The organism is Frigoribacterium sp. PvP032 (genome assembly GCF_017833035.1).
Classification (GTDB): Bacteria; Actinomycetota; Actinomycetes; order Actinomycetales; family Microbacteriaceae; genus Frigoribacterium.
In genome coordinates this window covers 1,046,618-1,073,363 of record NZ_JAFIBM010000001.1, presented here as the reverse complement: position 1 = coordinate 1,073,363, position 26,746 = coordinate 1,046,618, and the positions used below count along the sequence as shown (strand labels likewise).

Genomic DNA, 26,746 nt, shown 5'->3' with positions numbered 1-26,746 from the left:
TGGCAGCGCGCGTCCTGATGGGGCGGCCGCGCGCCTCCTCGGCTCAGGCCGGTCGGCGGATCGTGCTGACGACGTCGACGAGGCTGGGGCGGGCGGGTGCCGAGCCGAAGCCGAAGCGGACAGGCGGCGTGAGCGGGGCGAGCGCACCGAGGTCGACGCCGCCGCGGGTGGCCGTGACGCCGGCGAGGTCGCGGACCAGTGTGACGCCGTAGTACTCGCGGCGGCCTCCGCCGGCGGTGCCGGCCGTGCGGGCGCCGCGGACGAGCACGCGCGCGACGGGGTCGACGACGGTCAGCCAGGCCGGCCTCGTGGCGATGCTCCGGGGCACGAGCCGCAGCAGCACGCCGAGCCACGAGATCTGCCCGACGACGAGTGTCACCTCGAGGTCGCCGGCCGTCACGGCGATGCCGCCGTCGACCCGGCGCCGGCTCACGGGGACGACCTGCACCTCGTCGAACGAGTAGGTCGCCGAGACGTACGCGGCGACCTCGGGCGAGGGCGCCAGCAGGAGGCGGTGGCCGGCAGCGTCCTCGAGCATCACGTCGGCGAAGCGGCCGAGGGGCGACTCGTCCCACATGCCGATGACGACACGCGTGCCCGAGGCCGTGCCGAAGCCCGCGATGCGGCCGCTGAACCGGTCGTCGGGGGCGCGCGACGGGCGCGACGGGCTCGACGCGCTCGACGGGCTCGACGGAGTGCGGGCGGGACGGGACCGGGGCATGGCAGCGACGCTACGCGGGCCGACCCGTCGAGGACTCAGGCGGCGGGACGCTCAGCGCCCGTCAGCCCCGCGCGCTGAGGGTCTCGACGCGGGCGCCTCCTGAGTCCTCGACACGGGTGGTCGACGGGCGCGCGTCGACGAGGCGTGCTGCCGGTCGTCCACGCAGCGGTCAGTACCCGGCGTCGACGTCCACGACGCCGACGAGGTCACCGTCGTCGGCGAGGGCCCGGATGTTCTCCTCGACGCGAGCCTGGAACAGCGGCTCGGTCATCGCGTTCGTGTTCGCCTGGTGCGGTGTGATGAGCGCGAGGGGCTCGTCCCACAGGGGGTGCCCGTCGGGCAGGGGCTCGGGATCGACCACGTCGAGGCCGGCGCCTCCGATCTCACCCGCGGCGAGCGCCGCCACGAGCGCGTCGGTGTCGACGAGCGGGCCGCGGGCGATGTTGACCAGCACCGCCGTGCGCTTCATCGCCTCGAGCTCGGCCTGGCCCACGATCTTCGCGGTGCCGTCGGTGAGGGCGGCCGCGACCACGACGACGTCCATGTCGGGCAGCACCTCGGCGAGGTGCTCGGAGGTGATCGTGCGGACCGCGCCCGGTACGTCGCGGGGCGTGCGGACGACCATCGTGACCTCGACGTCGAACGGGCCGAGGAGCCGCATCAGCTCGGTGCCGATGCCGCCCGCCCCGATGATCAGCACACGCGACCCGTTCAGCGAGATGCCGCGCTGCTCGTGTTCCCACGAGGTCGCCCTGGCACGCAGCTGCAGCGCGCGCAGGGTCGCCAGGGTCAGCGCGAGCGCGTGCTCCGCCACCGGCGCGCTGTACGCCCCCTTCGCGCTCGTGAAGACGAGGCCGTCGCGGCGGGTGGCCCGCATCGTGTCGACGTACGAGTCGACGCCCGCACTCGGCAGCTGCACGACCGCGACGTCGGGGTGCTCGTCGATCGCCCGGCGCAGCTCGCTCTGGTCGACACGGCCGCCGACCACGATCATGCGCGTCTCGTCGCCGAGCTCGACGGCTCTGGCCCCGGCCGCCTCGACGGCACGTTCAGCAGGCCCCACGCCCCAGACGTCGCCGCCACCTCCCCGCTGGTCGGCGGAGGGGAGGACGGTCACGGCGATGTCGGTCATCAGCCCAACCTACCGATGCGGTCGCGACGTGGCCGGGGCGGCTGGGCGGCGGAGCCGTCGAGGACTCAGGCGACGACGACCGCGCCCCGGCCGGCGGACCGGCCGCGCGGTGCCGGCCGCCCCGGGTGCCTGAGTCCTCGACGCAGCCCGGCCCACGCCTCCTCGGCTCAGCCCTTGACCGCCCCAGAGGTCAGCCCGGACACGATCGAGCGACGGAAGATGAGCACGAGGATCACGATCGGCACGGTCGCCGAGACCGAGGCCGCGAAGATCGCGCCGTACGGCACGGTGAACTGCGTGCCGAAGAGCGCGATGCCCACCGGGATCGTGCGGAACGACGTCTCGCTGTTGAAGGTGAGCGCCATGAGGAACTCGCTCCACGAGGCGGTGAACGTGAAGACGCCGACCGTGAACAGGCCCGGCTTCGACATCGGGAGGATGACCGAGAACACCGTCGGAGGGGCGAGGCGCCGTCGATCTCGCTCGCCTCCTCGAAGGTGGCGGGGATGCCGGCGAGGTAGTTGCGCATGATCCAGATGGCGAACGGCAGGTTGAACGCGACGTAGGGGATGATCAGGCCCGGGTAGCTGTTGAGCAGGCCGAGCTGCCGTTCGATCAGGTAGATCGGCGTCAGGACGGCGATCGCGGGGAACACCGAGAGCATCAGCAGGGTCGTCATGATCGTGGTGCCGCCCTTGAGCTTGCGGCCGGTGAGCGCGTAGCCCGCGAACAGCGCGAGCCCGAGCACCAGCACCGTGGTGCTGACCGCCACGATCACGCTGTTCATCATGTAGACGGCGAGGTCGTTCGAGACGAACGCGGTGACGTAGTTCTCGAGCGTCCAGGTCTGGGGAACGACCGTAGGAGGCGACGCAGCGACCTCGGGCGCCGTCTTGAAGGATGTCCTGCCGGTAGACCAGGAAGGAGTTGTCGATGTAGACGGGGAACATGTAGTACTCGCCGTCGACGCTCGCGGCGGAGCGGAGGCCCTCGGGGTACTGGTCCCAGAAGTCGTCGGGAACGAGGGTGCTGAGGGGCGTGGCGAGGGAGTTCTCGGCGAACTGGCCGGGCCAGGCGATGTCGCCGTGGATGACGTCGGGGCTCTGGGAGCCGGCCGCGATCTGGGTCGTCAGGGTCGTGCGGTTCGTATCGGTGTCGGCGGGCGCCGCGACGAGGTTGATCCGGACGTTCGGGTACTCCTCGTTGAACTCCTCGATGAGGCGGGGGCGGAGGTCGCCGCCCTCGTTGGTGGCGATGTTGGCGCTCCACCAGTCGATGGTGACGGGCTCGTCGCCCATCTCGGTCGGCCAGTCGCCGATCTCGGTCCGCTGCGCGCGTGGTGCGCAGCCCGCGAGCGCCGCGACGCCTGCCAGTCCCGCTGCTCCGGCGAACAGCCCCCTCCGGTCGATCTACATGCGTCCTCCTCGACGTGTGGATCGTTCGCGGCGACCGCTGATCGTCGGTGACCGCGCTCGTCCACCCTACGAACGGGCTCGACGGGGCGTCAAGGGCGGCAGGGGCGGCAGGGGCTCGCGGGGGTGGGCCCGCGGTCGACGGATCAGGAGACGACGGTTGCCGCCGGGTGCCGTGCGCCGGGGCTGCCGGGTGCGGACGTCCCCACCTGAACCGTCGACGGCGCCGCCCCGATGTGACGCCGGGGGAACAGACCACGGCGCGCTCCTCCCCCGCGCGTCAGTCGTCCACCGTCGTCCACAACAGCCCCCTCCGGCTCGGCGGCGGAGGCCGCTCTCACGCGACAGTGTCGGCATGCACACCGCCGACCTCATCGACCTCGTCACCGACGCAGGAGGATTCGCCACCCGACGGCAGCTCCGCCGAGCCGGCGCCGACGATCGCGACCTCACCCGTGCGGTGCGCTCAGGCGACCTGCACCGTCCGCGGCTCGGCTGGTACAGCAACCTGCCCCTCGACGACGACCGCGTCACGGCCGTCCGGGTCGGCGGGCGGCTCACGGGTTCGTCCGCCCTGTTCCACCTCGGCGGCTGGATGTGGGCGCGGCCTCGAACGGTCTGCGTCTCCGTCCCGCCCCACGCCGCGAGACTCCGCCAGTGTCGACGCGCACGGGTCGTGTGGGATCCGGTCGCTGTCCGCGAGCGGGGCGGCGTGGCCGTCGTCTCCGTCGTCGACGCTCTCGTCAGGGCGGTCCTCGACGAGGACTTCGAGATCGCCGTCGCGCTCTGCGACTGGGCCCTTCACCAGGGGCGCATCTCGGCTGACGAGTTCGCGGGGGTCGTCGCCCGTCTGCCCGCGGACGCCCGAGGCGTCGCCGACTGGGTCGACGCCGACAGCGAGAGCATCCTCGAGAGCGTCGTGCGGACCAGGCTCCGAAGGGCGGGTTTCCACGTCACGTCGCAGGTGCCCGTCGGCTTCGGCCGACACACGGACCTGGTCGTCAACGGTGTTCTCGGCGTCGAGACCGACGGACGGAAGTGGCACGCCGACCGCTTCGACGCGGACGTCAGCAAGGACATGGAGACGTTCATCCGCCGACGAATCCCCGTCCACCTGAGCTACGAGCTGATCACGGAGCACTGGGACACGGTCTCGGCCGCGATCGAGGCGGCGGTCTTGATGCACCGTGACGGGACCGCGGCGGGGCCGGTGCAGCCTGCGCGCATCCGGGAACGCGACGGCGGCTCCGCGGGTGGGGCCCGGAGCCGCACCCGAGCACCCGCGGGCTCGGCCGAGCGCCGATCTGCGTACGGACGCTCGCGGCCCGGTCGCCGTTGGCGGCTCCCGATGCGCCGACCCGACGAGGTGGGGCACAGCTGGCCACACCAGCACGTGCTGGCAGCGACGCCGCGTCCGCCGAGCCGGTCCAGGCGCAGGACCGCCTCCGGTCATACTGGTCATGACCACCGCACCGTCGCGAAGGGCTCACGATGACCGCCAGCAGCACGTCCGCAGCTTCCCCTCCCGAGACCGCGCTCGCGGCCGGGGCCTGCCTCGAGGCCCGGACACCCGCCTCATCTGCCCTCCGGGAGTCGCGCGTCGTCGCTGTGCTCCGGGCGCCGAGCGCTGCCGAGCTCGAACCCGTGATCGAGGCGCTCGTCCGCGGAGGCATCCGCAGCGTCGAGCTGACGCTCACAACGCCAGGCGTCCTCGCCGTGCTGCCCGAGTTGGTCGCTCGATTCGCCGACGCCGCCGAGATCGGCCTAGGGACCGTCACCACGGTCGACCAGGCCCTCGCGGGCGTCGACCGGGGAGCCGCCTACGTCGTCACGCCGATCACGTCGACGGCCATCGCCGACGCAGTCACGAGCCGTCGGGTGCCCTTCTACCCCGGCGGCCTCACACCCACCGAGCTCTGGTCGAGCTGGGCGTCGGGCGCCACGGCGGTCAAGCTCTTCCCCGCCTCGACGGTCGGTCCCGGCTACGTGGGCCAGCTGCGCGGCCCGTTCCCCGACATGGAGGTCGTGCCGTCAGGCGGCATCGAGCTCGACGACGTCCCGGCGTGGATCCGCGAGGGCTCGCTCGCCGTCAGCCTCGGCAGTCCGCTCCTGCGCGACGCGTTCGCAGGAGGCGCCCCGAGCGCCCTCGAGGAACGCGCACGCCGTGTCGTCGGGTTGGCCCTCGAGGCCGGGGAGGCGCGATGACGGACGCGACGACCACCTCCTCGGCCTCGAGCCCGAGCCGGCGACCCCGGGTCGTCACCCTGGGCGAGACCATGGGGATGATCTCGAGCACGCAGCCGGGGCCGCTCGCGCACGCGAGCACGATGCAGCTGGGCATCGGCGGCTCGGAGTCCAACGTCGCGATCGGCCTGAGCCGGCTCGGGGTCGACGCGATCTGGTTCGGGCGGGTCGGCGACGACTCCGTCGGACGTCTCGTCGCTCGGGAGGTACGAGCCGAGGGCGTCGACGCCCGGATCACGATCGACGACGGCGCCACGACCGGCCTGATGATCAAGGAGCGTCGGACCGCCACGTCGCAGAACGTCACTTACTACCGGGCGGGGAGTGCCGGATCGCGCCTGTCGGCCGACGATCTCGACGAGTCCGCCATCGCCTCGGCGGACGTGCTGCACGTGACCGGCATCACGCCGGCGCTCTCCGGCTCGGCTGCGCAGGCGGTCCGACGAGCCGCCGACGTCGCCCGCGCGGCGGGGGTCCTGGTGTCCTTCGACGTCAACTACCGGCGTGCCCTGTGGTCGACGGACGACGCCGCGGCGTTCTGCCGGGAGTTCGCAGCCGGCTGCGACGTCCTGTTCGCCGGCGAGGACGAGGCCGCGATGCTGCTCGGACCGGCCGCGACAGCGTCGTTCCCGACCGGCGCCGCGGCAGGCGGCGCGGCCGATGCAGCCTCCGACGCCACTGCCGCACTGGCGCGCGGCCTCGCTGAGCTCGGTCCGCGGCAGGCCGTCGTCAAGTGCGGTGCGGCCGGTGCCGTGGCGATGGTCGACGGCCAGCTCCTCGAACAGCGAGCTGTGCCGATCGTCGCCCACGACACGGTCGGGGCGGGAGACGCGTTCGTCGCGGGCTACCTCGCCGAGCTCGCGGCCGGGAACGACGCACCGACCCGCCTGCAGACCGCGGCGACGGTCGGGGCGTTCGTGTGCCTCGCCGCCGGCGACTGGGAGGGGCTGCCCCGACGGTCCGAACTGGGGCTGCTGCACGCCCGGGAGGCAGTCACGCGCTGACGAGCGCTGGCACGCCCGAACGCTGACACGCTCACAGCCTCGGGGCGCGCCGTCGTCGTGCCGTCTCTCGACCGCGTGCTGGTCCCCGTCCGCCTTGTCGAGGCCCGTGCTCTCGGGCACGATGGGCCCATGCCCCTCGTCACCGCGGTCTGCCGCGTCCACGCCCTGCTCGACGACTCAGGCAGCGTCGGGGTCACGGCCATCGACAAGCGCCCTGTGGACGGCCCGGTGCCCGTCCGCAAGCTCGGCGTGCGAGGTGACGTCCAGGCCAGCCGTGCCCACCACGGCGGCGAGGACAAGGCCGTGTACGCCTTCGCCGACGAGGACGCCACCCACTTCGCCGAGCTCCTCGGCCGCCAGGTCCTGCCGGGCTCGTTCGGGGAGAACCTCCGCACCGCTGGCCTCGACGTCACCGGTGCCGTGATCGGCGAGAGGTGGGCCGTCGGCGAGCGCCTCGTCCTCCAGGTGACCATGCCGCGGACGCCGTGCGCCACGTTCGCGCGTCGTCTCGGCGAGCGCGGCTGGGTTCGGCGGTTCCAGGAGGAGGGCAGGCCCGGCGCCTACCTGAAGGTGGTCGTCGGCGGCGAGGTCTCGGCCGGCGACGAGCTCAGGGTCGTGCATCGCCCCGAGCACGGCGTCTCCATCGGCGAGTGCTTCGCCGGTCTCGCTCCCGAGCGCGCCGCGCTGCTGTTGAGCGATCAGGAGGCGTCGCCGCTGGCCCCCGTCATGCGCGGCGTAGCGGAGCTCGCCGCCTCGCGCCCCTGAGTCCTCGACCGCGGAGAAGCATCTCGGCGTCGGAGGACGGGTGCACCACCTGCCCGGCCGACCGACGCGTCTCCAAGGCGGTCCACTTGCGCTCACTGCACGATATTTGACTCGGACGACTACTCGTGCGAGAGTACCTCGGTGTCCTCCATCCGCCTCTTCGTGCTCGACTCGTTCGCGCGCCACGGCGAGATGCACGGACACCAGCTGAAGCTCCAGGCTGAGCAGGAGCACGTCCACCAGTGGACCGACATCTCCGTGGGCGGTCTCTACGGCGCCCTCAAGCGCCTCGCCGCCGAGGGCCTGCTCGCCCCCGTCCGCACCGAGCGCGAGGGCAACTTCCCCGAGCGTCAGGTCTGGGCGATCACCGACGACGGCCGCACGGCCCTCGCCGACTCACGCCGGCACGCCCTCGAGACCGTCGTGCTGCGACCCGATCCCTTCGACCTCGCGCTGACCCGTGTCGACCCCGACGCCATCGACGACCTCGTCGGCACCGTCCACGAACGCCGAGGAGCGGTCAGCCGCCTCCTCGACGACGAGATCGAGCACCACCGTCGCGCGAGCCCCTGGCTCTCCGTCGCCGAGAAGCACGCGATGGCGCACCGAGAGCACCGGCTCCGCGCCGAGCTCGCCTGGCACGACACGCTGATCGACGCGCTCCCCGAGATCGTCGCCGACGAGGAGGCGGGGGCCAGGCACGCGCTGACTCCCGGCTCCTCCGGTCGGTAGCGACCGCCTCCTCGACTCCGCTCTTCCCTTCCGGCCACCCGCCGGGCACCCGACCCTGCCCCACGAAAGGCACCCCCATGACCGACGCCACCGCCCGGGCAGCCGCCCCGGCGCCCGCCATCCCCCGCCAGTCGTGGCTCGCCCTGTCGGCGCTGCTGCTCGGCATGTTCATCGCGCTGCTCGACACGACGATCGTCAACGTCGCGCTGCCGACCATCCGGACGAACCTCGACGCCTCGGAGTCGACACTCTCGTGGATCATCTCGGGCTACGCGCTCGCCTTCGGCCTGACGCTCATCCCCGCCGGCCGCATCGGCGACCGCATCGGGCACAAGTGGGTCTACTTCTCGGGCGTGCTGCTCTTCACCCTCGCCAGCCTCGCCTGCGGCGTGGCGACGAGCGACCACCAGCTCGTCGTGTTCCGCGTCGTGCAGGGCCTCGCGGGCGGCATCTTCGTGCCGGCCGTGACCGCGTTCATCCAGCTGCTGTTCCCCGGGCGGGCCCGCGGCAAGGCGTTCGCGATCATGGGCGCCGTCATCGGCGTCTCGTCCGCCCTCGGGCCCATCATCGGCGGACTGCTCATCCAGGCGTTCGGCGACGAGCACGGCTGGCGTCTCGTGTTCTTCGTGAACCTGCCCTTCGGCATCATCACGCTGGTCGCGGCGGCCGTGCTGCTGCCTCGTCGCGACGAGTCCGTGCCGCGCCCCGACCGCGGACTCGACTGGTTCGGCCTCCTGCTCGTCTCGGCCGCGTTCGTCGCGCTGCTCGTCCCGCTGATCCAGGGCCAGGACGAGGGGTGGCCTCTCTGGACCTACCTGAGCATCGCCGGCGGCCTCGTGCTGCTCGCGCTCTTCGGCCTATGGGAGGTGGCGTACACCCGGCGTGGACGCACCCCCCTCGTGCCCCCCAAGCTCTTCTCCCACCCGCAGTTCACGGGCGGCGTCGTCCTGGCGCTGGTCTACTTCGCGGCCTTCACCAGCATCTTCTTCACGATCTCGCTGCTCTGGCAATCGGGTCTCGGCAACAGCGCGCTCGCCTCCGGCGCCGTCGCCATCCCCTTCGCGGTCGGCAGCATCATCTCGTCGTCGCAGAGCAACCAGCTCGCTCAGAAGCTCGGGCGCAACGTGCTCGTGCTGGGCACGGCACTCGTCACGGTCGGGCTCGGGGCGATGTGGATCATCCTGCTGGTCGTCGAGCCCGCCGACCTCACGAACTGGATCCTGCTGGTCCCGCTGCTCGTCGCCGGTCTCGGCAACGGCTTCTTCATCGCCCCGAACGTCCAGTTCATCGTCGCGACGGTCGACCCTCAGGACGCCGGCTCGGCCAGCGCCGTCATCTCGGCGATCCAGCGCATCGGCTCGGCCGTGGGCATCGCGATCATCGGCAGCGTCCTGTTCGGGTCGCTGCCGGCCGGTCGCGAGCTGGCGACGGCGGCCGGCCGTGCCACGGGCTTCACCGACGCCTCGGCCGCGGCCATGGGCGTCAGCGCGGCGTTCGCGCTCGTCGCCTTCGCGCTGGTGTTCGCGCTGCCGCGGCGTGTCGGCCACGGCCGCCCCGCCGGGGCTGGTGCCGACTCGGGCACGCGCGCCGAGGCCCCCTCGGCCTGACGCCGCGCACCGCGCACCCCGCACCCCGCACCGCGGCACCACGCACCACGCACCGTTCGGGGCGTCGACGACTCAGGAGTCGTCGACGCCCCGTCGTCATCTCGCGAGGCGCCCCGGCCGGGCCAGCCGCCGTAACCTGAGTCCTCGACGCGGCCACCCACGAACACGGCCGGGGAGGCCGCCGACGCTGTCCCCTCGACGCACCCGCGACCGACCACGCGACCGCACCCGGGCAGATCGAAGGTCCGCCAGGCACACTGGTCCGATGCCCCTAGCCCCTCCGACGACTTCGACGCGCCGCGACCGCGTGCTGCCGCTCGACGGCCTGCGCACGATCGCCATCGCCTTCGTGGTGCTCTACCACCTGCACGTGCCCGGGTTCGGCAGCGGATTCGTCGGGGTCAACGTCTTCTTCGTGCTCTCCGGCTACCTCATCACGACGCTGCTCCTGGGCGAGCACGCGCGGACCGGCCGCATCCGCCTGGGCCGCTTCTGGGTGCGCCGCATCCTGCGCCTTTACCCGACCCTGCTCGCCGTGGTCGTCGTGGGCGTCGCCCTCTGGTGGCTGATCGGCGACTACCAGGGCTCGACCATGAGCGCCCTCGGCGCTGCGGCCGTCGCCCTCACCTACACGGGCAACGTCGCGCGCTCGTTCTTCGGCGAGTCCCAGGGCGTCTTCTCGCCGATGTGGAGCCTCTCGATGGAGGAGCAGTTCTACATCGTCTGGCCGCCCCTCCTCATGCTCCTCATCGCGGTCGTCGCCACGCGCCGGGTCATGGTGGCCGTGCTCGGCGCGCTCGTCGTGGCCTCCGTCGTCGCCTCGGGCTTCCTGTTCGAGGCGCCCGGAGGCGGGTCCACCCCCGACATCTACTTCAGCCCGGTGCTGAACGTGGCGCCCCTGCTGCTCGGCTGCGGGCTGGCACTCGTCATGGGCTCCGATAAGGGGCAGGCGATCTTCCGCGGCCGTCTAGGCACGGCGGCCACGTGGGTCGGCCTCGTCGGGGTCGTCGGCTCGCTCGCGGCGATCGGCAGCGGCTGGCAGCAGAGCGTCACGACCTTCACGGTCATGCTGCCGGGCGTCGCCGTCGCGTCGGCACTCCTGATCGGCGGCCTGGTCTCGCGGGCGTCGCTGCCCGCCCGCGTGCTGTCGCTCGGTCCCGTGGCCTGGTTCGGCCGGGCTCTCTCGTACCCGATCTACCTCTGGCACGTCGTCTTCATCGCGCTCATCACACCGGTCGTCCCCGGTGCGCTCGGCATCGCCGCCGTGATCGCCGCGTCGATCGTGACGGCGTACCTCTCGCACCGCTTCGTCGAGGGCCCGGCACTCCGCCTCAAGGACCGCCTCGGCAGCCCCGCCAAGGGGGCGCGGAGCACGACACCCGCGGACCGCGAGCTCACCAACGCCTGACGGCCGCGCCTGCCGCCCCGGGCCCTGCTCCCTGCGACCTCCGGCATCCCGCATCCGGTCTGCGGCCTGCGACGACCTGCGATCCTGGTGGCATGGCCATGACGACCGAACAGGTGCAGGCGCTCTGCGCCGAGCAGCCCTCTGCCGAGCTGACGTTCCCGTTCGGGCTCGAGATCGCCGTGTACAAGGTGCGCGGCAAGATCTTCGCCCTGGTGCCCGTCGACGCCGAGACGCCGTCCGTCTCGCTCAAGGCCGTTCCCGAGCACGCCGAGCAGCTGCGCGCCGAGCACCGCGAGATCACGCCGGGCTGGCACCTGAACAAGCGGCACTGGATCACGATCGACCTGTCGGGCGACCTCCCCGCCACCATGGTCGAGGACCTCGTGGGCAACTCGTACGACCGGGTGATCGCGGGCATGCCGAAGTCACGACGCCCGCTCGCGTAGTCGGCAGCTCGCGGCGGCGCTAGCGGTGCCGCGGCCGCGCCACGGCGGGCACGCCCACCGCGACCGACCCGGGCGGCACGTCGTGCGTGACGACCGCCCCCGCGCCGACGATGCTGTCCGCCCCGACCACGACCCCGCCGAGCACCGCCGCGCCCGCGCCGACCGTGACGCCGCGCTCGAGCGTCGGGTGTCGACGTCCGGCGACGCCGCGGCCGCCCTTGCCCCCGAGCGTGACGCCGTGGAACAGCGTGCAGTCGTCCCCGACGACCGCCGTCTCGCCGACGACCGTCCCCATCCCGTGGTCGATGAACAACCGCCGCCCGAGCACGGCCCCCGGGTGGATCTCGACGCCCGTCGCGGTCCGGGCGACCTGCGAGAGCACCCGGGCGACGAACCGCGAGCCGAGGAGGCGCGGCACCCCTTCCGCACGCCACAGTCTGCTGGTGAGGCGGTGCGCCCACACCGCGTGCAGCCCCGAGTACACCAGGGCGGTCTCGAGTCGTCCGCGGGCGGCGGGGTCGCGTCGCTGCACGGTGGCGAGGTCCTCGCGCAGCCGCGCGACCAGCCGCACGCTAGGCGTCCGCGAGGTCCTGGAACAGGACGGTCGAGAGGTAGCGCTCCCCCGTGTCGCAGACGATGGCGACGATGCGCTTGCCCGCGTTCTCGGGGCGGGCGGCGATCTCGAGGGCGGCGTGCACGATGGCCCCCGACGAGATGCCGGAGAGGATGCCCTCCTTCGTGCCGAGGTCCCGCGCGACGCGCAGGGCGTCGTCGAGCTGCACGGGGAACACCTCGTCGATCTGTGAGCGGTCGAGCACCTCCGGCACGAAGTTGGCGCCGATGCCCTGGATCTTGTGCGGCCCGGCCTTGCCCTCGCTGAGCAGGGGCGAGTCGGCGGGTTCGACAGCAACGACCTTAACCCCGGGGACCTCGTCGTGCAGCACCTGGCCGACGCCCGTGATGGTGCCGCCGGTGCCGACGCCCGCGACGAAGAAGTCGACGGCGCCGTCCGTGTCGCGGATGATCTCGCGCGCCGTCGTGCGGCGGTGGATCTCGGCGTTCGCCAGCGTCTCGAACTGCTGGGCCCAGACGGCGCCCTCGGTCTCGTCCACGATCTGCTTCGCGCGCTCGACGGCGCCGCGCATCCCCTCGCCGCCGGGGGTGAGCACGACCTCGGCGCCGTACGCCTTGATCAAGGTGCGGCGCTCGACGCTCATCGTCTCGGGCATCGTGATGACGACGCGGTAGCCGCGGGCGGCGCCCACGAGCGCGAGCGCGATGCCGGTGTTGCCGCTCGACCCCTCGACGATCGTGCCGCCGGGCTGCAGCTGACCTGAGGCCTCGGCAGCGTCGACGATGGCGACGCCCAGCCGGTCCTTCACGCTGGCGCCCGGGTTGTAGAACTCGAGCTTCACGACGACCTCGGCGCCGCCGGGCACCGCCAGCCGGTTGAGGCGCACGAGGGGCGTGTCGCCGAAGGCGGAGGTGATGTCGTCGTGGATGCCGGTCATGCGCGTCTCTTCCGTGAGGTGGGTCGGTACGTACGAACAGACCTGAGTCTAGGCAGCGGGCCTGCGACCGTGCCGCAGATGACGTCCGGCAGCGGGCGGGCGGTCGACGCGTCGACGATTCAGGGAACGAAGGAGGCGCCGCCCCGTTCGCCGAGGACGGAGCGCCGCCCCCGACATCAGCACCTGAGTCCTCGACGGGGGCCGAGGCCACGAGGCGACAGAGCGGCGCCCCGCCGCACGCGAGGTGCGACGGGGCGCCGAGGCCGGGTACCGAGGCCGGGCGGCGGAGCTACGCGCCGGTGACCTTGCCCGGGTTGAACACGCGTCCGGGGTCGGCCGAGTCGAACAGCCCCTGCATGACGGCGACGCCCTCGGCCGAGACGTCCTGGGCGAGCCACGGCTGGTGCTCGAGGCCGACGCCGTGGTGGTGCGACACGGTCGCGCCGGTGTCGATGAACGCCTGCTGGATCGCGTGCTTCACGACGTCGTACTCCGCCTCGGCCTGCTCGCCGTGCTCGAACGCGAAGGTGAAGTAGAGGCACGCGCCCGAGTGGTACGAGTGCGACAGGTGGCCCATGATCCAGCCCTGGACGCCGATCTGGTCGAACGCCTGGTTGGCGGCGGCGTAGACGCGCGACGACACGGCGCGCAGCTTCGACCAGGGGGCCGCGGTCTCGGAGACGTCGGCCGCGCCGCCGTGGTCCATGAAGAAGTCGCGCAGGTAGGGCGTGTCGAACTTCTTCTGGTCGTAGAGCTTGCCGGGGCCCTTGCCGACGCCCATGCCCTTGTTCGCCTTGACGATCTTGGCGACGGCCTTCTGGGTCTGGGCGACGTGCTCGGGGCTGCCCTCGTAGCCGATGAAGGACAGGCACATGACGTCGACGTCCCAGCCCTTGGCCTTCAGGACCTTCGGCAGCGCGTCGTTGACGACCTTCGAGATGCCCGTGCTGGCCTTCGACGTGGCGAACGAGAACGCCGTCTCGTGCGCGTCCGAGACGCGGGTCACCGACGGGCGGGCGTCGCTCTCGGCTATGGCCTGCATGGCGGCCAGGCCGTCGTGCCACGACGGGAACAGGTAGGCGAGGATCTCGCGCTTCTCGGGCAGGCGGTGCACCTGGGCGGTGACCTCGGTGATGACGCCGAGGCGCCCCTCCGAGCCGATGATCATCTCGCGGAGCGACGGCCCGGTGGAGGCGCTCGGCACGGCGCGGATCGCGAGCACGCCCCCGGGGCGCACGACGCGCAGCCCCTTGGTGATGTCGGCGATGTCGCCGTACTTGTCGCTCTGCATCCCGGAGGAGCGGGTCGCGACCCAGCCCCCCATCGTCGAGTGCGTGAAGCTGTCGGGGAAGTGGCCGAGGGTCCAGCCGCGGGCGTTCAGCTGCTCCTCGAGGTCGGGGCCCTGGCCGCCGGCCTGGATGCGGGCGAGACCGCCGTCCTCGTCGATGTCGAGCACCTTCGAGAGGCGGCCCATGTCGAGCGAGACGACGGTGCGCTCCTCGGTCGGCATCGGCTCGAGGCTGCCGACGATGTTGCTGCCGCCGCCGAAGGGGATCAGCACGACGTCGCTCGCGACCGCGAGGTCGACGATCTGCTGCACCTCGGCCTCGTCGGCGGGATAGACGACGAGGTCCGGCACGCGCTCGAGGATGCCGGCGCGGATGCGGATCAGGTCGCGGATGCTCTTGCCGTAGGTGTGCACCACGCGGTCGTGGTCGCCCTGGTCGACGTGCTCCGGACCGACGATCTGCACCAGCGAGTCGACGACCTCGGTGGAGGCACGCGACGCCGGGACGGTCAGCTGCGAGAAGTCGAGGCCGGTGTCGTGCTGGCCCTGGGTCAGCTCGACGCCGACGATCTTCTTGACGAACGGGGCGAAGCCCGGCTTGTCCTCGTGGTGGAACGCGACGCCCTCGACGCCCCAGCCCCACCACTTCATGTGCGCGACGCCGTGGTCGGCGGCCGTGGTCTGGGGCTTGTTCTGGACGTCGGTCACGGTCGTGCTCCTTCAGAGGGGTGTTCGGGGCCCAGGATGCGGGCGGTGTTCGCGTCCTTCAGACGCAGGATCTCGGCGCGGAGCCGAGCGGAGAAGTCGAGGGGCGTCTCGCCGGGCTCTGGGCGCATCGGGTCGCCGAACGCGACGCCGACGGGCAGCCGGCCGGGGCGCGGCCAGCTCGAGCCGCGCGGGTGCGCGATGTGGGCGCCGATCAGCGCGAGCGGGATGATCGGCACGTCGCAGGCGGCGGCGAGCGCCGCGGCACCGGGCTTGAAGGAGGCGACGGTGCCGTCCTTGGACCGCGTGCCCTCCGGGAACACCAGCACCGGGTAGCCGCGCTCGAGCAGCGAGCGCGCGCTGACGGTCGGCTGACCGGCGCGGCGACGGGCCGCGACCTTGGCGGCGGCCTTGCGGCGGGCCGCGGACGGGATCGCCGTGGCGCCCGTCGAGGGGTGAGCGGCAGCGGCGGCTGCGGCCGCGGCGACGGCCCCCGGCGCCTGCGGGGTCGACGAGCCCGGCGTGCCGGCGGGGGTCGCGGTCGACGACCCTCGCTGCACGGGGAACGCGTTGAAGAAGAGCTCGGTCAGCTTGCGGCGCCACGGCACGTCGAAGAAGTAGTCGGCGGCGGCGCCGGTCGCGAGGTAGCGGGCCAGGCGGCGCGGCAGCGCGCCGAGGATGAGGGGCGCGTCGAGGTGGCTGGAGTGGTTGGCGACCACGATGAAGCCGCCCTCGACGCCCTTCAGCCGGTCGCGGTCGATCACCGTGACGCTCGTGATCGACCAGATCGTGGGCTTGAGGACGACGCGCTGGGCGACGTAGCGGGCCATGGCGTGGCCGCGAGAGCTGAAGCGGTCCTTGACGTCGACGGCGGCACGAGCCACGGCGTCGCGACGCGGCCGGGCGGCAGGAGCAGCAGGCGAGGCAGCGGCAGACCCCGACCCGGCGGGCTGCTCGGTCTCGTCGGGTCGCTCGTCGCGGGCCACCGTCACCGCTCCACCGGAGCGTCCGTGCCGGCAGCACCGCCGGTGACAGCGTCCGCAGGCGTCCGGCGGCTCGACGAGATCGCGCCCGACACGGCGCGCACGGCGCTGCCGGGGGCGTGCTTGACCAAGCCGATCAGCACCTTGTACCGAAGCGTGGGCATGGACACCACCTTCCCTCTCTCGACGTCGCGCAGGCACGCGGACACCAGTCGTTCGGCGCTGAGCCACATCGAGTTGGGTATGGACGACGACCGGATGCCGGCGCGCTGATGGAACTCCGTCCGCACCCACCCCGGCTGCAGCACCGTGACGCCCACGCCGGTGCCCTTGAGCTCGACCGCGAGGCCCTCGCTGAACGAGTTGACCCACGCCTTGATCGACGAGTAGCTGCCCATCGCCATGAAGCCCGCGACGCTGCCGACGTTCACGATGTGCCCGGAGCCACGGAGGCGCATCGCGCGCCCCGCGGACGCGGACAGCACCAGCACGCTCCGCACCATCACCTCGAAGGCCCGGTCGTGCACGGCCGTGTCGGTGCTGGTGAGCGGCTCGTGCACGCCGAAGCCGGCGTTGTTGACGAGCAGGTCGACGGGACGGTGGGCCTCGGCGAGCCGGGCGGCCACCCGCTCGACGTCGGCACGGTCGCCGAGGTCGGCGGAGAGCACCTCGACGTCGCGTCCGAGGGCCCTCAGCTCGAGGGCGGTCAGGTCGAGTCGGGCGGGGTCGCGGGCGACCAGGACGAGGTCCCAGCCGCGGGCGGCGAGTTGACGGGCGAATTCGGCTCCGATGCCGGACGTGCCCCCGGTGACGAGCGCTGTTGCCATGCCGCTTACGATACGGTCTTGTCGGGAAACTGCGTGCATCGTGTCCCGTTCACCACCGCGATGAGGTCCCCCGGAGGAACACAGCCATGACGACCGATCGCGACCCCTACGACTCGAGCACCTTCGACATCCGCGAGTTCACCCTGACCGCCCAGGGCACCCTCCGCGCCGAGCTCGACCTGGCCCCCTTCGAGGCCGCGCCGCTCGGCCCGGACGAGCTCCGCCTCCTGCGCCACCTCGGCCGCCTCGAGAGCGCGACGATGGAGCACCTCCGCAACCTGCTCGTCACCGCGACGCACAAAGACGCTCGGGTCACCGCGTTCCTCGTGACCTGGGCGTTCGAGAAGTACTGGATCGCCGACGCGGTCGACGCGGTGCTCGAGGCGAACGGCGAGCCGCGCCTCAAGGACGTCGAGGAGGGGCCCCGCCGACACAGCCCCGCCGAGGCCGTCGAGCGGCGCGGCCCGATCACCCGCGCGATCGAGGCGATCGGCCGCGGCGTGCCCATCGTGGCCGTGCACATGACCACCGGCCTCGTCGACGAGTGGGTGATGCGGCACGCGTACGACGTCGTCGTCGAGCGTGCCGACAGCCCCGCGCTGACCGCCGTCGTCGAGCGCCTCCGCACCGTCAAGGCGCGGCACGAGGAGTTCTTCGACGTCGAGGCCCGCTGGCGCCTCGAGGACTCGGCGCGCGCCGTCAAGCAGACCCGCGCCTCCTTGTCGACGGCCGTCTGGCCGCTGGGCGCCGTCGAGCGCTCCGACGCCGAGCGCACCTTCTTCGACACCGCGGTGTGGGGCGGCGCCGCCGGCCACCTGCGGGCGGACGCCGTCGGCGAGCGCGTCGCCTCCCTGCCAGGACTCGACGCCTCCGTGGGCGCCGCCGTGACACGAAAGCTCACCGCATGACCGTCCCTGCTCCCTCATCCGTGCCCGGTTCGACCGTGACCAGCCTCGGCTCGTCGCACGTGCTGCTGACCGGCGGCACCGGCTTCGTCGGCCAGGCGATCCTCGAGCGGCTGCTGTCGTCGCACCCCGACACGACCATCACGCTGCTGATCCGGCCCAAGGCCGGCACCTCGGCCCTCGCGCGCCTGCGGCACCTGCTCAAGAAGCCCGTGTTCGCGTCGTGGCGCGAGCGCGTCGGCGCCGACGAGGTCGAGCGCGCGCTGACCGAGCGGCTGCGCGTCGTCGAGAGCTCGCTCGGCACGCTGCCCGAGCTGCCCCGCGACCTCGACGTCGTCATCCACAGCGCGTCGACCGTGTCGTTCGACCCGCCGATCGACCAGGCGTTCGACACGAACGTGGGCGGCGCCGTCGGCCTGTACGAGGCGCTGGTCGCGGCGGGCGGCGACCCGCACGTCGTGCACGTGTCGACGGCGTACGTCGGCGGCATCCGCAAGGGCGTCTTCCCCGAGGCGGCGCTCCGCCACGACGTCGACTGGCGTGCCGAGCACGCCGCGGCCCGCGACGCCCGCGCCCGGGTCGAGGCGGCGTCGCGCCAGCCCGAGACCCTCCGCAAGTTCCTGGCCGAGGGCCGCGCCGGCCACGGCAAGACCGGTCCGCAGGCCGTCGCGGCCGCAGCCGAGGAGGCGCGGGTCGCCTGGGTGGCCGCCCGTCTCGTCGACTACGGGCGCACCCGTGCGGAGACCCTCGGCTGGACCGACGTCTACACGCTGACGAAGGCCTTCGCCGAGCGCGCCGCCGAGCAGATCTGGGCGGCCGAGGGCCACCGCCTGTCCGTCGTCCGTCCCGCGATCGTCGAGAGCGCGCTGCGCCACCCCTACCCCGGCTGGATCGACGGCTTCAAGGTCGCCGACCCGCTGATCATGTCGTACGCCCGCGGCCTGCTGCCCGAGTTCCCCGGCGTGCCCGACAGCGTGCTCGACATCGTGCCGGTCGACTACGTGGTGAACGTGATCCTGGCCGTCGCGGCGAACCCGGCCGGCGCCTCCTCGGCTGCTGCCTCGGCACCGGCCTCGGCACCGGCCTCGGCCCCCGAGCCGCAGTACTTCCACGTCGCGTCGGGCAACAGCAACCCGTTCCCCATCCTGCGGATGTTCGACAACCTCAAGACGTTCTTCACGGCGAACCCGTTGCCGCGCGACGAGCACACGAGCATCCCCGTGCCGACCTGGAACTTCCCCGGCGTCCGCAAGGTCGAGGGCGCGATCCGCACCGCGCAGCGCGCGAACGACTGGCGCGAGCGCGTGCTCGTCCGCCTGCCGTCGACGACCCGCACCCGCTCGAGCCTGACCGACGTGCAGACGCGACGCGGCGACCTCGAGTCGCTGCAGAGCCTCACCGACCTTTACCGGCACTACGTGCAGTCCGAGATCATCTTCGACGACCGTCGCACGCGTGCCCTGCACGACGGCCTGCCTGAGGAGGCGCCCGCCGACATCGGCTTCGACGTCACCGACATCGACTGGGAGGACTACTTCCAGACCGTGCACTTCCCGTCGATCACCGCGATGACGCGGGCGTTCTCGGTGCGGCCCGCCGCGGCCGGCGCCGTGCTCGACACCCGGGCGCTGCCCCAGCGCACCGACGTCGTCGCCGTCTTCGACCTCGAGGGCACCGTGCTCGACTCGAACATCGTCGAGCAGTACCTCTGGGTGCGCTCGAACGGGTTCCGCAAGGCGGCCTGGCCCGCCGAGGTGGCGTCGCTGCTGACCGGGCTGCCTGCCTACCTGCGCGCCGAGGGACGTGACCGGGGCGAGTTCATCCGGGCGTTCCTCCGGCGCTACGCCGGCATGCCCGTCTCGCGGCTCAAGGGCGTCGTCCGCTCGGCCGGCTACGCCGAGACGGTGCGACGGCACACCCTGCCCGAGGCGCTCGCGCGCATCGCGGAGCACCGCGCCGCCGGGCACCGCACCGTCCTCGTGACGGGCTCGATCGGCACCCTCGCCACCCCCATCGCGCACCTCTTCGACGAGGTCGTCGCGAGCACGATGCACGAGCGCGACGGCGTCCTGACGGGCTACCTCGCCCAGCCGCCGCTCGTCGACGAGGCCCGCGCGGCGTGGCTCGCCCAGTGGGCCCTCGAAGAGGGAATCGACCTCACGGGCTCGTACGGCTACGGTGACAGCCACGCGGACCTCGCGTGGCTCGAGATGCTCGGCAACCCGTCAGCCGTCAACCCCGACGCCAATCTCGCACGCGAGGCGCTCCGAAGAAGATGGAGCATCCGAGATTGGTCGCGTGCCCGCGGTTCGTCCGCGTCCGGAACATCGACGGCCCCCGCCGTCGGCACCACCTCGAAAGGAGAAGGAGACAGGGTCTGACGACCCGCGCCTCCTGACGCCACATGGCATTCGACATCGACAAGTTCGCCGCCACCAGCGAGCGCATCACCTGGGACGACCTCGACCTGGACCACTTCAAGGAGAACCCGCTCAGCCCGGACTCCCTCCGCACCCTGCGCTACATGGCCGACGTCGAGTACCACACGGTCTGCTACACCCGTGACCTGCTCACGACGCCCTCGCACAAAGAAGGCGACGTCTCGACCTTCATGACCATGTGGAACCGCGAGGAGTTCTGGCACGGCGAGGCCCTCGCCGCGATCCTCGAGGTGCACGGCGAGAAGGTCGACTACGACCAGCTGCGCGCGAACCGCCTCAAGCTCGGCTGGCGCGACAAGCTCGACCCGGTGAAGCAGGGCCTGCTCGGCAAGTTCGTCGGCTCCGACTTCGTCGCCGTCCACATGTCGTGGGGCGCCGCGAACGAGTACTCGGCCGTCGCCGCCTACAAGCGCATGGCCGCCCTCGAGAAGGACCCGGTCCTCGCCGAGCTGCTGGTGCGCATCGCCCGCCAGGAGTCGCGCCACGTCGCGTTCTACGTCTCGCAGGCCCGCGAGCGCCTGCTCAAGAGCAAGAAGGCGCAGAAGCTGACGCGCTTCCTGCTGCAGAAGGTCTGGGCACCCGTCGGCTCGTCGATCATGGAGCTCGACGACGTCAAGTTCGTCTTCGGCCAGCTGATGAGCGGCGAGGAGGGCCGCAAGGCCGCCGAGAAGCTCGACGCGAACATCTCGAACCTGCCCGGCATGTCCGGCCTGACGATCTTCCAGAAGGCGCTCGACGGGCTCGGCGTCACGCACGGGCCCGCCGCGGGCGGCTCCGTCAGCGTCGCCTGACGCCTCGTCCGTCCGGCACTGCTCGTCCCGTCGGCCGCAGGTCGTCCCGTCTCGACGGGGCGACCTGCGGCTCCGTTAGTCTGGGGCGGTCGGGCACCCGGCCGACCAGCGAGAGGCGACACCACGTGAAGACGAGCCACCTGAGGCACTTCCTCGTCGCGGCCGAGGTGCTGCACTTCCCCGTCGCGGCCGACAAGCTCGGCATCTCGCGGCAGAAGCTCGAGTCGTCGATCGAGGCGCTCGAGCTGGAGTTCGGCCAGAAGCTGTTCGACCGCGACGCCTCGCCGTACCGCCTGACCAAGGCGGGCCGCGCGGCTGTGGTCGTCGCCGAGGAGGAGCTGGCCAGCCCCTCGACACCGCCAGCGCCTCCTGCTCCCCCGGCCGGCGGCAAGGCCAAGGCGTCGAAGGGCAAGGGGCGCACCCCGGCGGTCAAGGGGCAGCCCAAGCCGTTCAAGAAGCGCCAGGGGCGCTAGGGGCTACAGGGCGCCTGGGGCTGCGGGGAGCCAGGGGCGCTAGGAGCGCTGGCCGTCCTGGCCGCTGCTCGCCTCCGCGAACCACTCCGCGTACCGGGGGTTCTCGGCCATGCGACGGGTCTCGTCGGGCGCGTCGTCGTCCCACCAGACCGGGCCCCTCTCGCCGAGCGCCGTCTTCGCGGCGTCCACCCGCGCGCGGGCGGCCTCGCGGGCCCCGGCGTCGTCGTCGGCGAGCGCGGTCTTCTTCGCGCGCCGCGCCTCCATCAGCTCGTGCACCAGCTCGGCTCGGCGCTGCTCGGGGATCGACGGGTCCGTGCGGCGCCAGAGCCGCCCCCGGACGACGAGGTAGCGGCCGTCGGGCGTGACGAGGGGTGCGGGTGCGTCGGCCATCCGGCCAGTCTGCCGCGCACGCCCCGCGGCGGCCCGCCCCCGCAGCGCGGCGCTGCCGCTGCCACTGCCGCTGCCGCTGCCGCTGCCGCTGCCGCATCGTGTTCCGAGCGTCACGTCGCGGTGGGACGCGACGCGACGCTCGGGACGTGATGCGACACGACCCGCCCCGCCCTGCACCGGGCCGCGTCGAGGACTCAGGCGATGCTGCCGCCGGCACCCCGGGGTGCCGGCGTGCCGCCCGTCCGCGGACGGCGTCTCCTGAGTCCTCGACGTTGCTGCACGGCGCTCGACGCGGCTAGACCGCGTACCGCGTCGCGCCCGGCTCCTCCGTGCCGAGCACCCAGCGCCAGGTGTCGCGGAGCCCGTCCTCGAGGCTCGTCAGCGGCTCCCAGCCGAGACTCCGCGCGAGCCCGTTGTCGGACAGCAGCCGGTCGACCTCGCTCGCCTCGGGCCGGAGCCGGGCCTCGTCGACCACGACGCGGGCGTCCCGACCGCTGACCTGGAGCAGCAGCTCGGCGAGCGCGCCGATGCTGATCTCTTGGCCGGTGCCGAGGTTGACGGCCCGGCCGAGCGCCGCGTCCGACGAGCCGACCGTGAGGAACCCGGCGACCGTGTCCGAGACGTGGGTGAAGTCGCGGGTCGGCGTGGTCGACCCGAGCCGGATCTCGTCGGCTCCGGCCGCGAGCTGCCGCAGGATCGTCGGGATGACGGCTCGCGCGCTCTGCCGCGGGCCGTAGGTGTTGAACGGGCGGCAGACGGCGACCTCGGTGCCGAACGACGCGTGGTACGAGAGCACCATCGCGTCGGCGGCGATCTTCGAGGCGGCGTAGGGCGACTGGGGCTGCGCGGGGTGGGTCTCGTCCATCGGCACGCGCAGGGCGCTGCCGTACGTCTCGGAGGTCGACGTGTGCACCATGCGCGCACCGTGCCGGCGGCAGGCCGCGACGACGGCGTGCGACCCGACGACGTTGGTCTGCACGTACGACTCGGGCGCCGCGTACGAGTACGGGATGCCGATCAGCGCCGCGAGGTGGAAGACGACCTCGACCCCGGCCACGGCCTCGTCGACCACGAACGGGTCGCGCACGTCGCCCGCGAGCAGCTCGACGCGGTGGTCAGACTCGTACCGGGCGAGGGCGCCCGCGGCGCCGTAGGGCTTGTAGTGGCAGAGGGCGCGCACGCGGGCGCCCAGGACGACGAGCTCGTCGACGAGCGCGGAGCCGATGAAGCCCTCCGCTCCGGTCACGAGGACGGTGCGGCCCTGCCAGGTGGTGTCGTCGTTCATCGGGTGGTCCCTTCGGTGGTGCCTGTCGAGGTGGAGGTGGAGGTGGAGGTCGAGGTGCCTGTCGTGATGGAGGAGGCAGCCGACGAGGAGGAGGATGAGGCGGCGGAGCCGGACACGAGCTCGACGACCCACCCGGCGACCGCGTCGGCGGCGCCGGCGTGAGGCGAGGCGCCCGACGACGAGGCGAGGGGCGAGGCCCGCGCAGCCTCGACGAGCTCGAGCACCCTGGTCAGCGCCGCAGCCAGCGTCCCGCCGTCGAGGTCGCCGTCGCGGACGACGACCACAGGTGCGTGACCCGACGCGGCCAGCGCCTCCGCGTTGGCGGTCTGGTGGTCGTCCGTGGCGCCCGGCAGGGGAACGACGACCGCCGGGACGCCGAGGTGCTCGATCTCGGCTACCGTGCACGCGCCGCCCCGCACGACGACGACGTCCGCGGCCGAGTAGGCGGCCGCCATGTCGTCGAGGTGCGTGACGACGTCGGCGACGCGGTCCCCGCCGCCCCGGACGAGCGCAGCACGCATGCTCGCGAGGTGGGTCGGGCTCGCCTTGACGACGAGCCTCAGCCGACCGCCCGCGGTGCCCGCCGTGCCCGCGGTGCCCGGTGTGCCGCTGGCTCCGTCCGGGGTGCCGGCCGCGCAGGCGAGCTCGACCGCTGCCCGGTCCAGCGACGCCGCCCCCAGGCTGCCGCCGGAGACGACGACGAGCAGCTCGTCGGGTCCGACGCCCCAGGAGGCGCGGGCCGGCCCCCGCAGCGACGCCCGCTCGCACGACGCGAGGGCAGGCAGGATCGGGATGCCGACCCGGCGCACCTCCGTCCCGGCGCCGAGCCCCGTCCCGGCGGGGTCGAAGGCGCAGGCGACGCGACCCGACAACCGCGCCGCGAGGCGGTTCGCGAGCCCGGGCGTCGCGTTCGACTCGTGCACGACCACGGGCAGGCCGAGGGTCCAGCCCGCGACGACGGCCGGCACGCTGGGGTAGCCGCCGACCCCGACGACTACCTGTGCCCGCCGGTGCCGCAGCTGTCGACGCGCGGCGAGGACGCACCGGACGAACCGGGCGGGGAACAGCAGGGCCGCGAGGCCCGGCCGCCGGGGGAAGGCGACCATCGGCGTCGTGTCGAGCTCGTAGCCGGCGGCGGGGACGAGGGTCGCCTCGAGGCGGTCGGCGGTGCCGGCGAAGGTGATGACCGCCTCCGGCACCCGTCGTCGCAGGGCCGCGGCGACGGCGATGCCGGGGAACACGTGGCCGCCGGTTCCCCCGGCGGCCACGACGACGCGGAGGGGCTCGACCGGCGGGGTCGAGCGGGTGCGTCTCGAGGAGGTGGATGACATGCCGCAAGGGTCGGTCCGCTGCGTGAGGCGAACGTGAGGTGCGGCGCCCGAGGAGCTCGGCCGCAGAGCGGCTCAGCCCGCGCGGAGCACCACCCGGATCGTCGTGCCGGGCTCGCCGTCCGCCCGTCCCTCGGCCGCGATCGTGCCACCGGCCCGAGCGACGACCTGCGCCGCGATGGCGAGCCCGAGCCCCGAGCCCGGCAGCCCGCGCGCGGCCGGTGCTCGATGGAACCTGTCGAAGACGCGGTCCCGCTCGTCCGCGGGGATGCCCACGCCCCGGTCGGACACCGTCACGACGACGCCGTCGCCCGGCGGCCCGCTGACGACGCGCAGCTCGACGGCTCCCCCGGCCCCGTACTTGACGGCGTTGTCGAGCACGACGTCGAGGAGGCGCCCCAGCCTGCCCGCGGGCACGCGCACCTCCGCCGGCGCGTCCGGCAGGTCAGTCAGCACCTGCACGCCCGGCGCACGGCGGGACGTGGCGGCGGCAGCCGCCCGCGCGGCGGCCACGACGTCCTCGAGGACCAGCTCGGCGGCGCGCGGCCGGTCGTCGCCCGCGAGCTCCACGAGGTCGTCCACGGTGCGCGTCATCGCCGCCAGCTCCTCGCCGAGGGCCGCCGACAGGGCGGCCCTCGTCCCGGGCCGGAGCGGCCGGTCGGCCGTGAGCAGCTGCACGTTCGTGCGGAGCGTCGTGAGCGGCGTCCGGAGCTCGTGGGAGGCGTCCGCCACGAACGCGCGCTGCGCGTCGTCGGCGGCCGCGAGCTCGACGAGCATCGAGTCGACGGCGACGGCGAGCCGGCCGAGCTCGTCGTCCCGCGAGGTCGAGGCGAGGTCGACGTGGTCGTGCGGGTCGGCGCTGTCGCGCACCCGGCGGACGGCCTCGTCGAGGCGCCGGACCGGACGCAGCCCGACGGTAGCGGCCGCCCACCCGAGGAGGCCCGCGAGGACGACTCCGACGCCGCCGGTCGCCGTGAGGGCGACTGCCGTCCGGGCGAGGGCCAGGTCGGCCTGGCGCGTCGGGACGCCGACGAGGGCGGCCTCGCCCGGCCGGGTCGGGACGGCCACCACCCGCACCGGCCCCGCCGTCCAGCGCGCGCGCGGCTGGTTCCCGCTGGCGACCGCGAGGGCCGCCTCCGTCGTCTGCAGGGGCCCCGTGCCGCTGCCGACCTCGTCGGCAGTCTCGACCAGCCGGACGCACGCGGGCTCGGCCGCGTAGCGACACTCCTCGCTGCCCTCGCCGGTCCAGTCGGCGTCGACCCGGACCAGGCGCTGCACGCGGGTCGCCTCGCGGTCGAGCGCCGTGTCGAGGGAGGCGCGGACCTGGCTCGAGACGACGAGCCAGGTCAGGACGGCGACGAGCACGACCGCGACGGCCACCGACCCGGCGACCAGGACGGCGACCCGGCGCCGGAGCGAACCGCGTCGCGCGGTCACGGCTCGAGCCGGTAGCCGAGGCCGCGCACGGCGCGGACGACGGATCGCGCGGCTGAGCCGCCGGCGGAGCCGTCAGCGGTGCCGTCCGGCAGGCCGTCGGCCGAGCCGCGCACGAGCTCGGCGAGCTTGCGGCGGAGCGAGCTGACGGCGACGTCGAGGGCGTTCGACGCGGGCGGCGGCCGGTCGGCCCAGACGACGTCCACGAGCTCGTCGCGCGTGCGGACCCGCCCGGGGTCGCGGAAGAGCAGCCCGGCCAGGCCGGCCTCGATCCGGGTCAGCTCGACGGAGGCCGACGTGCCTGCCGGGGTGCCGGTCGCGTCCTCCCGGACGAGCCGCTGCCCCTTCTCGTCGAGCCCGACCCCGCGCCACCGGGGCCAGGCACCGGCTCTCGTCCCGGCGCCGGACGCCGCTCCTCCTCCGGCCTGCTCCGGCGGGCCGCCCCAGCCGCCGGGCGCCCGCCGCAGCAGGGCCCGGACCCTGGCGCGCAGCTCGTCGACGTCGAACGGCTTGCCGAGGTAGTCGTCCGCGCCGGCGTCCAGCCCGGCGACGCGCTCGGCGGGCCGGTGGTGGGCCGTGAGCACCAGGACGGGCACGCCGTCGCCGGCCGCTCGCAGGGTGCGGCAGACCGCCGCCCCGTCGAGGAGCGGCATGGCCAGGTCGAGCACGACGGCGTCGGGGTCGTGCTCAGCGACGGCGAGCAGCGCCGACCGCCCGTCCGCGGCCGACACGACGCGGTGCCCGTCGGTCTCGAGCGCCACGCGCACCCCCAGCAGCACGTTCGGGTCGTCGTCCACGACCAGCACCGTCGCCTGCCGCGCCGTGTCGCCGTCTCCTCGTGCCACCCGGCGCCTCCTGACCGTCCCGGTCGCCGCCGGACCGGCGGGCGAAGGGCACAGCATCGCACGGGACAT

At 73.4% G+C, this 26,746-nt stretch carries 25 protein-coding genes and 1 pseudogene; 12 read left to right on the top strand and 14 right to left on the bottom strand.

The window, feature by feature from the left end; all coding sequences use genetic code 11:
* Positions 1 to 43: 43 nt before the first annotated feature.
* The 4 genes and pseudogenes from JOE35_RS04935 to JOE35_RS16205 form a co-directional block, all read right to left on the bottom strand.
* On the bottom strand, positions 44 to 721 hold the full coding sequence (locus tag JOE35_RS04935) for a hypothetical protein (RefSeq protein ID WP_245186054.1): 678 nt from the start codon (positions 719 to 721) through the stop codon (positions 44 to 46).
* Positions 722 to 890: 169 nt separating this feature from the next.
* Positions 891 to 1,853: a D-isomer specific 2-hydroxyacid dehydrogenase family protein gene (locus tag JOE35_RS04930; RefSeq protein WP_209560130.1), complete on the bottom strand. Its 963-nt coding sequence runs from the start codon at positions 1,851 to 1,853 to the stop codon at positions 891 to 893.
* 232 nt (positions 1,854 to 2,085) lie between these two features.
* The gene (locus tag JOE35_RS16210) at positions 2,086 to 2,532 is read right to left on the bottom strand and encodes a hypothetical protein (protein ID WP_374099721.1); all 447 of its coding nucleotides are present in this window, start codon (positions 2,530 to 2,532) and stop codon (positions 2,086 to 2,088) included.
* A gap of 271 nt (positions 2,533 to 2,803) precedes the next feature.
* Positions 2,804 to 3,151 (bottom strand): annotated as a pseudogene (locus tag JOE35_RS16205) (extracellular solute-binding protein); the annotation flags it as partial.
* A gap of 469 nt (positions 3,152 to 3,620) precedes the next feature.
* Here JOE35_RS16205 and JOE35_RS04920 point away from each other — a divergent pair.
* The 8 genes from JOE35_RS04920 (at position 3,621) to JOE35_RS04885 (ending at position 11,471) form a co-directional block, all read left to right on the top strand.
* Positions 3,621 to 4,760, top strand: coding sequence for a type IV toxin-antitoxin system AbiEi family antitoxin domain-containing protein (locus tag JOE35_RS04920; RefSeq protein WP_209560127.1), 1,140 nt, complete (start codon positions 3,621 to 3,623; stop codon positions 4,758 to 4,760).
* A complete protein-coding gene (locus tag JOE35_RS04915; protein ID WP_209560125.1) occupies positions 4,757 to 5,470 on the top strand; it encodes a bifunctional 4-hydroxy-2-oxoglutarate aldolase/2-dehydro-3-deoxy-phosphogluconate aldolase in 714 nt (237 codons plus the stop codon). Before JOE35_RS04920 ends, JOE35_RS04915 begins: the two co-directional genes overlap by 4 nt.
* Positions 5,467 to 6,513: a sugar kinase gene (locus JOE35_RS04910; RefSeq protein WP_209560123.1), complete on the top strand. Its 1,047-nt coding sequence runs from the start codon at positions 5,467 to 5,469 to the stop codon at positions 6,511 to 6,513. The genes JOE35_RS04915 and JOE35_RS04910 overlap by 4 nt, the downstream gene beginning before the upstream one ends.
* Positions 6,514 to 6,642: 129 nt before the next feature.
* Positions 6,643 to 7,278: an MOSC domain-containing protein gene (locus JOE35_RS04905; RefSeq protein WP_209560122.1), complete on the top strand. Its 636-nt coding sequence runs from the start codon at positions 6,643 to 6,645 to the stop codon at positions 7,276 to 7,278.
* Positions 7,279 to 7,419: 141 nt separating this feature from the next.
* On the top strand, positions 7,420 to 8,010 hold the full coding sequence (locus tag JOE35_RS04900; protein ID WP_209560121.1) for a PadR family transcriptional regulator: 591 nt from the start codon (positions 7,420 to 7,422) through the stop codon (positions 8,008 to 8,010).
* A gap of 77 nt (positions 8,011 to 8,087) precedes the next feature.
* Positions 8,088 to 9,617, top strand: coding sequence for an MFS transporter (locus JOE35_RS04895; protein WP_209560119.1), 1,530 nt, complete (start codon positions 8,088 to 8,090; stop codon positions 9,615 to 9,617).
* Between the two features lie 265 nt (positions 9,618 to 9,882).
* Positions 9,883 to 11,025 carry an acyltransferase gene (locus JOE35_RS04890; RefSeq protein ID WP_209560118.1) on the top strand — a complete coding sequence of 381 codons (1,143 nt, stop codon included), beginning with the start codon at positions 9,883 to 9,885 and terminating at the stop codon, positions 11,023 to 11,025.
* A 92-nt stretch (positions 11,026 to 11,117) separates the two neighbouring features.
* Complete coding sequence (locus tag JOE35_RS04885) at positions 11,118 to 11,471, top strand: MmcQ/YjbR family DNA-binding protein (RefSeq protein WP_209560117.1); 354 nt, start codon at positions 11,118 to 11,120, stop codon at positions 11,469 to 11,471.
* Between the two features lie 19 nt (positions 11,472 to 11,490).
* On the opposite strand, the gene epsC is transcribed toward JOE35_RS04885, so the two are convergent.
* The 5 genes from epsC to JOE35_RS04860 form a co-directional block, all read right to left on the bottom strand.
* Positions 11,491 to 12,042 (bottom strand): serine O-acetyltransferase EpsC, encoded by a 552-nt coding sequence (epsC, locus tag JOE35_RS04880; protein ID WP_209560115.1) that lies wholly within the window; start codon positions 12,040 to 12,042, stop codon positions 11,491 to 11,493.
* A gap of 1 nt (position 12,043) precedes the next feature.
* Positions 12,044 to 12,982, bottom strand: a complete 939-nt coding sequence (gene cysK / locus JOE35_RS04875) for a cysteine synthase A (protein ID WP_209560114.1) — start codon at positions 12,980 to 12,982, stop codon at positions 12,044 to 12,046.
* A 289-nt stretch (positions 12,983 to 13,271) separates the two neighbouring features.
* Positions 13,272 to 14,978, bottom strand: a complete 1,707-nt coding sequence (locus JOE35_RS04870; RefSeq protein WP_307802939.1) for an FAD-binding oxidoreductase — start codon at positions 14,976 to 14,978, stop codon at positions 13,272 to 13,274.
* A complete protein-coding gene (locus JOE35_RS04865) occupies positions 14,975 to 15,967 on the bottom strand; it encodes a 1-acyl-sn-glycerol-3-phosphate acyltransferase (protein WP_209560113.1) in 993 nt (330 codons plus the stop codon). The genes JOE35_RS04870 and JOE35_RS04865 overlap by 4 nt, the downstream gene beginning before the upstream one ends.
* Positions 15,964 to 16,785, bottom strand: a complete 822-nt coding sequence (locus tag JOE35_RS04860; RefSeq protein ID WP_209560112.1) for an SDR family oxidoreductase — start codon at positions 16,783 to 16,785, stop codon at positions 15,964 to 15,966. Before JOE35_RS04860 ends, JOE35_RS04865 begins: the two co-directional genes overlap by 4 nt.
* An 86-nt stretch (positions 16,786 to 16,871) precedes the next feature.
* Here JOE35_RS04860 and JOE35_RS04855 point away from each other — a divergent pair, with 86 nt between their 5' ends.
* From JOE35_RS04855 to JOE35_RS04840, 4 genes are all read left to right on the top strand, one after another.
* Entirely contained in the window at positions 16,872 to 17,693 is an 822-nt protein-coding gene (locus JOE35_RS04855; protein WP_209560110.1) for a hypothetical protein, read from the top strand.
* Entirely contained in the window at positions 17,690 to 20,071 is a 2,382-nt protein-coding gene (locus JOE35_RS04850) for an SDR family oxidoreductase (RefSeq protein ID WP_209560108.1), read from the top strand. The genes JOE35_RS04855 and JOE35_RS04850 overlap by 4 nt, the downstream gene beginning before the upstream one ends.
* A 23-nt stretch (positions 20,072 to 20,094) precedes the next feature.
* Complete coding sequence (locus tag JOE35_RS04845) at positions 20,095 to 20,922, top strand: ferritin-like domain-containing protein (RefSeq protein WP_123546824.1); 828 nt, start codon at positions 20,095 to 20,097, stop codon at positions 20,920 to 20,922.
* 125 nt (positions 20,923 to 21,047) lie between these two features.
* Positions 21,048 to 21,395, top strand: a complete 348-nt coding sequence (locus JOE35_RS04840) for a LysR family transcriptional regulator (RefSeq protein WP_123546825.1) — start codon at positions 21,048 to 21,050, stop codon at positions 21,393 to 21,395.
* Positions 21,396 to 21,434: 39 nt separating this feature from the next.
* Here JOE35_RS04840 and JOE35_RS04835 read toward each other — a convergent pair whose 3' ends face one another.
* The 5 genes from JOE35_RS04835 to JOE35_RS04815 all read right to left on the bottom strand — a co-directional run bounded on the left by JOE35_RS04835 (position 21,435) and on the right by JOE35_RS04815 (position 26,677).
* Positions 21,435 to 21,785, bottom strand: a complete 351-nt coding sequence (locus JOE35_RS04835) for a hypothetical protein (RefSeq protein ID WP_209560106.1) — start codon at positions 21,783 to 21,785, stop codon at positions 21,435 to 21,437.
* Positions 21,786 to 22,080: 295 nt separating this feature from the next.
* A complete protein-coding gene (locus JOE35_RS04830; RefSeq protein ID WP_209560105.1) occupies positions 22,081 to 23,070 on the bottom strand; it encodes an SDR family NAD(P)-dependent oxidoreductase in 990 nt (329 codons plus the stop codon).
* Positions 23,067 to 24,401 carry a glycosyltransferase gene (locus JOE35_RS04825; protein ID WP_209560104.1) on the bottom strand — a complete coding sequence of 445 codons (1,335 nt, stop codon included), beginning with the start codon at positions 24,399 to 24,401 and terminating at the stop codon, positions 23,067 to 23,069. The genes JOE35_RS04830 and JOE35_RS04825 overlap by 4 nt, the downstream gene beginning before the upstream one ends.
* Before the next feature lie 72 nt (positions 24,402 to 24,473).
* A complete protein-coding gene (locus tag JOE35_RS16030) occupies positions 24,474 to 25,835 on the bottom strand; it encodes a sensor histidine kinase KdpD (RefSeq protein ID WP_209560103.1) in 1,362 nt (453 codons plus the stop codon).
* Positions 25,832 to 26,677 (bottom strand): response regulator transcription factor, encoded by an 846-nt coding sequence (locus JOE35_RS04815; protein ID WP_209560102.1) that lies wholly within the window; start codon positions 26,675 to 26,677, stop codon positions 25,832 to 25,834. The genes JOE35_RS16030 and JOE35_RS04815 overlap by 4 nt, the downstream gene beginning before the upstream one ends.
* Positions 26,678 to 26,746 lie beyond the last annotated feature (69 nt).

Coding starts and splice junctions, on each gene's coding strand:
- JOE35_RS04935 (WP_245186054.1), bottom strand. CDS start 721: ATGCCCCGGTCCCGTCCCGCCCGCACTCCGTCGAGCCCGTCGAGCGCG.
- JOE35_RS04930 (WP_209560130.1), bottom strand. CDS start 1,853: ATGACCGACATCGCCGTGACCGTCCTCCCCTCCGCCGACCAGCGGGGA.
- JOE35_RS16210 (WP_374099721.1), bottom strand. CDS start 2,532: ATGACGACCCTGCTGATGCTCTCGGTGTTCCCCGCGATCGCCGTCCTG.
- JOE35_RS04920 (WP_209560127.1), top strand. CDS start 3,621: ATGCACACCGCCGACCTCATCGACCTCGTCACCGACGCAGGAGGATTC.
- JOE35_RS04915 (WP_209560125.1), top strand. CDS start 4,757: ATGACCGCCAGCAGCACGTCCGCAGCTTCCCCTCCCGAGACCGCGCTC.
- JOE35_RS04910 (WP_209560123.1), top strand. CDS start 5,467: ATGACGGACGCGACGACCACCTCCTCGGCCTCGAGCCCGAGCCGGCGA.
- JOE35_RS04905 (WP_209560122.1), top strand. CDS start 6,643: ATGCCCCTCGTCACCGCGGTCTGCCGCGTCCACGCCCTGCTCGACGAC.
- JOE35_RS04895 (WP_209560119.1), top strand. CDS start 8,088: ATGACCGACGCCACCGCCCGGGCAGCCGCCCCGGCGCCCGCCATCCCC.
- JOE35_RS04890 (WP_209560118.1), top strand. CDS start 9,883: ATGCCCCTAGCCCCTCCGACGACTTCGACGCGCCGCGACCGCGTGCTG.
- JOE35_RS04885 (WP_209560117.1), top strand. CDS start 11,118: ATGGCCATGACGACCGAACAGGTGCAGGCGCTCTGCGCCGAGCAGCCC.
- cysK (WP_209560114.1), bottom strand. CDS start 12,982: ATGACCGGCATCCACGACGACATCACCTCCGCCTTCGGCGACACGCCC.
- JOE35_RS04860 (WP_209560112.1), bottom strand. CDS start 16,785: ATGGCAACAGCGCTCGTCACCGGGGGCACGTCCGGCATCGGAGCCGAA.
- JOE35_RS04855 (WP_209560110.1), top strand. CDS start 16,872: ATGACGACCGATCGCGACCCCTACGACTCGAGCACCTTCGACATCCGC.
- JOE35_RS04850 (WP_209560108.1), top strand. CDS start 17,690: ATGACCGTCCCTGCTCCCTCATCCGTGCCCGGTTCGACCGTGACCAGC.
- JOE35_RS04845 (WP_123546824.1), top strand. CDS start 20,095: ATGGCATTCGACATCGACAAGTTCGCCGCCACCAGCGAGCGCATCACC.
- JOE35_RS04835 (WP_209560106.1), bottom strand. CDS start 21,785: ATGGCCGACGCACCCGCACCCCTCGTCACGCCCGACGGCCGCTACCTC.
- JOE35_RS04830 (WP_209560105.1), bottom strand. CDS start 23,070: ATGAACGACGACACCACCTGGCAGGGCCGCACCGTCCTCGTGACCGGA.
- JOE35_RS04825 (WP_209560104.1), bottom strand. CDS start 24,401: ATGTCATCCACCTCCTCGAGACGCACCCGCTCGACCCCGCCGGTCGAG.